At 66.2% G+C, this 6675-nt stretch carries 5 protein-coding genes; 4 read left to right on the top strand and 1 reads right to left on the bottom strand.

Going from position 1 to position 6675, the window contains the following annotated elements; all coding sequences use genetic code 11:
* The first annotated feature begins 192 nt into the window (after positions 1 to 192).
* The 3 genes from ACE3P0_RS15075 (at position 193) to ACE3P0_RS15085 (ending at position 2703) form a co-directional block, all read left to right on the top strand.
* The gene (locus ACE3P0_RS15075) at positions 193 to 1086 is read left to right on the top strand and encodes a fumarylacetoacetate hydrolase family protein (RefSeq protein ID WP_374403529.1); all 894 of its coding nucleotides are present in this window, start codon (positions 193 to 195) and stop codon (positions 1084 to 1086) included.
* Positions 1087 to 1095: 9 nt separating this feature from the next.
* The gene (locus ACE3P0_RS15080; protein ID WP_374403531.1) at positions 1096 to 1527 is read left to right on the top strand and encodes a DUF2147 domain-containing protein; all 432 of its coding nucleotides are present in this window, start codon (positions 1096 to 1098) and stop codon (positions 1525 to 1527) included.
* A gap of 114 nt (positions 1528 to 1641) precedes the next feature.
* A complete protein-coding gene (locus ACE3P0_RS15085; RefSeq protein WP_374403532.1) occupies positions 1642 to 2703 on the top strand; it encodes a hypothetical protein in 1062 nt (353 codons plus the stop codon).
* Positions 2704 to 2712: 9 nt separating this feature from the next.
* Here the strand turns inward: ACE3P0_RS15085 and ACE3P0_RS15090 are convergent, their stop codons facing one another.
* Entirely contained in the window at positions 2713 to 4170 is a 1458-nt protein-coding gene (locus ACE3P0_RS15090; protein ID WP_374403533.1) for a peptide MFS transporter, read from the bottom strand.
* 225 nt (positions 4171 to 4395) lie between these two features.
* Here ACE3P0_RS15090 and ACE3P0_RS15095 point away from each other — a divergent pair.
* Positions 4396 to 6675 (top strand): fibronectin type III domain-containing protein (locus ACE3P0_RS15095; RefSeq protein WP_374403534.1); only part of this gene is annotated, 2280 nt, incomplete at its 3' end.

The following is a 6675-nucleotide window of genomic DNA, read 5'->3' on the forward strand; positions in this document are numbered from 1 at the left end:
GCTGTTACAACTTGATACAACTTGTGATGCCGTGATTCGGAACTTAGCCGCTTTTTGAAGTGACGTCATCCGTTTCGGGCACTGTCGCGCCAGGCCCAGCAGCCACAAGGCTTTTGCACTTGTTGTTGCGGCGCGTTTCGCCGCGCGCTGGAGATCTGATGACGGGCGCGAGTTTCTGAGTCCGCAGAAGCATTGTCGGACGTCAAGGCGATTTCTGAAGGGTATGCCAAGCGCATCGCCGTGACGGGCTGGTGTCGCAAGGCGCTGTGGCGAATTGACAACACCCGGCGCGCGCAGCGAGGTGGCGACAGGCGCGCCCTTGGGTGGCGCTTCGGCGCCCCGCCGTTCAGAATGCGCCGCTTCCGACCCGACGAAAGCACAAGAAACATGACCTATGTCTTCGAGCCGCCGGCGCGCCCGGCCGTGCCCGTAGCCGGCAGCGACGCGTTGTTCCCGGTGCGCCGCATTTTCTGCGTGGCGCGCAATTACGCGGCCCATGCGCGCGAAATGGGGCATGACCCGGAACGCGAGCCGCCGTTCTTCTTCTGCAAGCCGGCCGACGCGGTGCTGCCGGTGGCATCCGGCGCGCTGGGGGCGCTGCCTTATCCGCAGGCGACGCAGAACCTGCACCATGAATTCGAGCTGGTGGTGGCCTTGGGAAAGGGCGGGCGGGATCTCACGCCGGAACAGGCCGCCGAGTGCGTGTGGGGCTACGCCTGCGGCTTCGACATGACGCGCCGCGATCTGCAGGCGCAGGCGAAGGAAAAGGGCCAGCCCTGGGACTCGGGCAAGGCGTTTGATTACGCAGCGCCGATTTCGCACATCCTGCATCGCGGCCATGCGCCGCTGCTCGCGACCGGCGAGATCGTGCTGAAGGTCAACGGCGAGGAACGCCAGCGCGGTGATTTGTCCGACATGACCTGGTCGATCCCTGAAGTGATTGCGCACCTGTCGCGCCTCTGGACGCTCAAAGCGGGCGACCTGGTTTTCACCGGCACGCCCGAGGGGGTCGGGCCCGTCGTGTCGGGTGACCGCATGGAAGGTCACATCGAGGGGGTTGGATCCATTTCTATCCTTGTTTCCTGAGGGGGGCGCATGAAAGCAGCAATCTGGCTGGCGTTTCTGGTCGCAGGCGGCGCTTGGGCGAACGAGCCGAGCGCGGAGGGGCGCTGGAAGACGATCAGCGACGAGGACGGCAAGCCGCGCTCGATCGTACGCATCGAGGACCGCGCGGGTAACTTCGAGGCGGTGATCGAGAAGGTGTTCTTCAAGCCCGGCGAGAGCACCGATCCGGTGTGCGATAAATGTACCGACGCACGCAAGGGGCAGAAGATCATCGGCCTGAAGATCATGAACGGCCTCAAGCGCGACGGGCTGAGTTACGAAGGGGGCGAGATCCTCGACCCGGACAACGGCAAGGTCTACCGCGCGAAAATGACTCTGTCGCCCGACGGCAAGTCGCTTGAGGTGCGTGGCTTCATTGGCGTGTCGCTGTTCGGGCGCAGCCAGACCTGGGTGCGCGAGTAAGCTGCGGCACCGTTCTGACCCTGCCGCGTCCGGCGCATACGCCCGCCCGTGACGCGGCTTCTCCAACACGGACATTGCGCGGCAGGGTGAATGTGCCCGGCAGCGCCTTCAGATATGACCGAACCCGTTTTCCGATTGCGCGCCGGCGCGCGTGCGCTTGAGCATATTCGCCGCAACGGCTTGTCGCCGGACGACATTGCGTGCATCCCGGCCGCCGCAGGGGGGCCCAAGGGCCTGGCCCTGATTCCGCTCGACCGCTGGCTGTTCGGCGAGTGGTTGCCGCGTGGCGCGAAGATGCCGACGCTGGTGGGCGCTTCGATCGGCGCATGGCGCATGAGTGCCGGCGCGCAGGCTGATCCGCTGGCAGCGCTCGGTCGCCTTGCACAGGCCTATGTGCATAGCCAGCGTTATCGCGTCGGCGTAACGCCGTCGGAAGTGGCGCATAAGATCGTCGGGTTGGCCGAATCGGTTGGGCAACCCTGGGCGGCGCGCCCTGATGTGCCCTTGCGGGTGATTGTGTCGCGCGCGGTCGGGCCGCTTGCCGGGCGTACCTCGCGCACGGCGTTTGCGCGGATTGCGGTATCGAATGCACTGTCGCGCGCGCGGCTCGCCAGGCACCTTGATCGGCATGTCTTCGCGAGTGGCCCGGCAAGCCCACTCGATGCACTGTGGCAGGACCCGTTTGCAACCCAGCATCATCCTCTGGGTGCGGACAACTGTGTCGCGGCGCTCACCGCTTCGGGCTCGATTCCGCTGATCTGCGACGCGGTTGGCCGCATCCCCGGTGTGCCGGATGCGCATTACTGGGATGGTGGGCTGATCGACTACCACATCCATCTGCCTTACCACCGGTTGCCGGGCCTCACGCTCTACCCACACTTCGTCGAAGGCGTGGTGCCGGGTTGGCTGGACAAGTTCTTGCCGTGGCGCAAGCAGGGCTTCGGCAAGGGGCCGGAATGGCTCTCCAGCATGCTGCTGATCGCGCCGAGCCCCGCACTGCTGGCCAAGCTGCCCAACGGCAAGCTGCCCGATCGCAACGACTTCTACCGCTATGCGCTGGATCACGACGCGCGCGAGGCCGCCTGGCGGCGCGCGATGGGCGAATGCGAGCGGATCGCCGAGGCCTTTGCGCGCTGGGTCGAGAAGCCCGACCCAGCGGTGCTGTTGCCGCTCTGAGCGGCGTCCTCAGGCCGCTGCGCGGATCAGGCGGCGGAGTGTCGGCATCAGCAGGAACAGCGCGATGCCGACCGCGAGGCTACCGAGGCCAAGTTCCAGGAACAGGGCGGAGTAGGCCGGGTTGGTCGATAGCGCAGCGCCTTCGGAGGGCTCCGGGATCATGCCGGAGAAGTCACCGGCGAACAGCGAGGCGAGGCCGGTGACCAGCATCCAGCTGCCCATCATCACGCCCTGGTAGGCACGCGGCGCGAGCTGGCCGATCATCGCGTAGCCGATCGGCGAAATCAGCAGTTCTCCGACGCTCTGCAGCACATAGCTGGAGAACAGCCACACGAAAGCAGATCGGCCGTCGCTGCCGGCGAGCGCGATGCCGGCCGGCAGCGCGAGAAAGCCGAGCCCCATCAGCACCAGCGCGAGCGCGAACTGCTTCGGAATGTCGATCGTCCAGCCGCGCGCGCGCAGGCGTACGAACAGTGCGGACATCAGCGGCCCGCCGAGCACGATGACCGCTGCGTTGATGTTCTGGATCCACTGCGGCGCAATCTCGAAGCCCATCACCATGCGGTCGACGTTGTTGAGTGCGAACAGCTGCAGGCCGTTCGGCGCCATCTGGTACAGCGTCCAGAACACCAGCGAACCGAGCGCGAGGATCAGGTAGGCCTTCATGTTGTTGCGCTCGCGCTCGTCGCGATGCTTGAGCGTCAGCGTCAGTAGCCAGAGGCCGACCAGCGTGCAGATGCCCTTGACCAGCCAGCTCGTCGAATCAGTGTGCTGCAACATGATCCACACCACCGGTACCAAGCCGATGAGGATAGCGAGGCCGGCGAGAGCGCGCAGCCGGAAGTGCGCCGGCGTGGCTTTCAGCAGCGGCGTGTCGAGATCCGCCAGCACGCGCCAGTTGATGCCTGCAATTGCGATCGCCAGTACGTTGCCGATCGTCGCGAAGATGAACAGGCTGCGGTAGTCGCCGGTGAGCTGGTAATGGCCCGCGACCGTGAAGCCGACGAAGAAGCCAACGTTCATGCCGGCGTAGTTCCACAGGAAGGCGCCTTCGCGGCGGATGTCGTCGGGGTGGAAGCGCTGCGTCAGCATCATGTTGAGGCAGGTCACGTTGAGCCCGCTGCCGGTCAGGAACAACGCCAGCCCGCTGTAGAACTGTGCCGTGGTGCCGTCAGCAATGGCCGCGCAGCCGATCACCTGCAGCACCATGCCGCCGACGAACAGGTTGCGGTTGGAGAGGAAGCGCCCGCCGAGGTAACCGCCGAACAGGTGCAGGCCGTAATTGAAGGCGCCGAACACGCCCATCGTCGCGGCCGCCTGCGCAGTGCTGAACTTCAGTTTCTGGGTGGCGTACAGCACCAGCGTTGAATACAGCACCGCGAAGCCCAGTGTCGCGAAGATCTGGATGAAGAAGAGGGCGCCGGCGCCCTCGGGGACGTTCGACAGTCGGGCTTTCAGCGATGACACGGGGTTCTCCGGGCTGGGGTGAGGGACGGGCTTGTGGCCCCGGGGCGTGTATACCAGACGGGGCGGCGCTCACCAAACGGCCGCAGCCGGCCGAGGCCTGTTCTGTGCGCATGGGCGGCGTGCAGCCGGCGGCTGACCTCGATGCGGTCAAACCGGCAAGGTGAAGCGCGGACATGATGATCGGATGTCCGGATTTCAGACCTACTGTGCTCACCGAGACCCGCCATGCGAAACCTGCGTTTTCTGCTGCTGATGTGCCTGTCATTTCTGCTTGCCGCATGCGGCGGTGGCGGCGGTAGTTCCGGCGGCGGAAACGGCGGAACGCCGCCGCCGACGCCGTCGGGTGTGACCGCAACGGCGGGTGACGCGCAAGTCGCAATCAGCTGGGCGGCCAGCAGCGGCGCTACGGCCTATCACGTGTTGCGCGCGACGAACGCCGGCGGGCCCTATACCGTCATCGCATCACCCGGCCTAGCGGCTTACACCGATAGCGGGTTGGTGAACGGCACGACCTACTTCTATGTACTGACGGCCAGCAGTGCGGCGGGCGACAGCGCGCGCTCGGCCGAAGTGTCGGCCACGCCGGTGGCTGCGCTCGCACCGCCGACCGGGCTCGCCGCGCTGGGGGCTGACGCTCAGGTCAGCCTGAGCTGGAACGCGGTCGCCGCAGCCACCGCGTATCACGTCAAGCGCGCCACCAACGCCGGCGGCCCCTACACGCTGCTCGCATCGCCGAATGTCGCGCACTTCACCGACACTGGGCGCAGCAATGGCACGCCCTACTACTACGTTGTGTCAGTGGTCACGGCCCAGGGCGAAAGCGCCGACAGCGCCGAGGTGTCCGCCACGCCGAGCGCGGGCTTGCCGGTGCTGCCGGCGGAGGATTCGACACGCAACCGCTTCGGCATGAACACCTGGTTCCTCAGCGACTGGGACGGCGGCTTTGCCTTCGTCGACGCGATGAAACACGCCCGGCCCTGGCAGGACGCGACCGACTGGCACAACCCGGTCGGGGGCATCGACGCGCTCGGCTGGCCGACGGCGGACGCTTCCACGGTGGTGCTGACCGGCACCCCCGCGCAGATCAATGGCACCTACAAACTGATCTTCAATGGTCAGGCCGATGTGTCGCTGATGTGGGTGGGTGGTACGGTGAGCAACAAGAAGTATGACGCTGCGACGAACACCACGACGGCCGACGTGACCTACGCGGCGACCGCGACAGGCAGCGTCGGCATCATCCTGAAGAACACGCGGCACACCGCGGGCAGTGCGCTGAATTCTGGCTTCACCAACATGCGGCTCTATCGACCCGGCTATCCTGCCGACGGTAGCGCCGTGTTCACGACGCCCTATGTGGCGGCGCTGGCGAAGACCCATGCCGTCCGCATGATGGACTGGACGGCGACCAACGCGAACCTGGTGCAGCACTGGGCCGAGCGCATGACGCCGCTGCATTTCTCGCGCGCGGGCGGCCCTTACGCCGGACCCGGTGGCCTCGCGTATGACAGCTCCACGCTGGGTGTCGCGCTCGAGCACCAGATCCAGCTCTGCAATGCGGCGCATGCCGATTGCTGGATCAACATCCCGGTGGTCGCGGACGATGACTATGTGCGCAAGGTCGCGCTGGCGCTGCGCTACGGCACCGATGGCACGAACCCCTACACGAGCGCGCAGACGAACCCGGCTTACCCGCCGCTCGATCCGGGCTTGCGGGTGTACATCGAATACGCGAACGAAATCTGGAACTCGGCCGGCGGCTTTCGCTGCTTTGGCGTGATCCAGGATATCGTCGGCGCGCTGCCGGCCGGGCATCCGCTGCAGACGCCGGCGGAATCCAGCATCTGGTTCAAGATGTGGCGCTACCCGGCCTGGCGCATGGCACTCATCAGCGACATCTTCCGCGCGGTGTACGGCGACGCGTCGATGATGACGCGGGTGCGCCCGGTGTTGATGACGCAGCAGGGCGATGGCCAGGCGACGCTGTCGCAGGCGCTGACCTGGCTGGATAATTTCGCGCGCAGCCAGTCGCCGGCCCGGCAGGTGTCGGACTACCTCTACGGCGCGGGCGGCTCCGGCTACTACGGTGCGACCAACGAACCGGCCGACAAGACCGATCGCGACGGCTACTTCGCCGCCGGCAACTACCCGCCCGCGGCGAACGTCAAAGGATTCGGCGTCGACGCGGTGTGGGCGGCGAATTACGGCTTGAAGCGCATCGCCTATGAGGGCGGCCCCAGTCTCGACAACTATGGCGACAACGATGCTCGCGCGATGAATGCCGACCCGCGCATGCAGGACATGGTCGTGAAGACCCACGACGCGTGGTCACAGCAGGGCGGTGATCTGCTCGTCTACTACGTGGCGCGCGGCACGCCGAAATGGGAGTTCACGCCCGACATCACCACGCTGGCAACGCCCAAGTACAAGGCGCTCGATCAGCTGCAGGCGCAGCCGCGTGCGGCGGTTACGCTCGGTGCGGCGCTGCCCGGCACGATCGTGCCA

This window comes from Niveibacterium sp. (assembly GCF_041909475.1).
Classification (GTDB): Bacteria; Pseudomonadota; Gammaproteobacteria; order Burkholderiales; family Rhodocyclaceae; genus Niveibacterium.

Coding starts and splice junctions, on each gene's coding strand:
- ACE3P0_RS15080 (WP_374403531.1), top strand. CDS start 1,096: ATGAAAGCAGCAATCTGGCTGGCGTTTCTGGTCGCAGGCGGCGCTTGG.
- ACE3P0_RS15085 (WP_374403532.1), top strand. CDS start 1,642: ATGACCGAACCCGTTTTCCGATTGCGCGCCGGCGCGCGTGCGCTTGAG.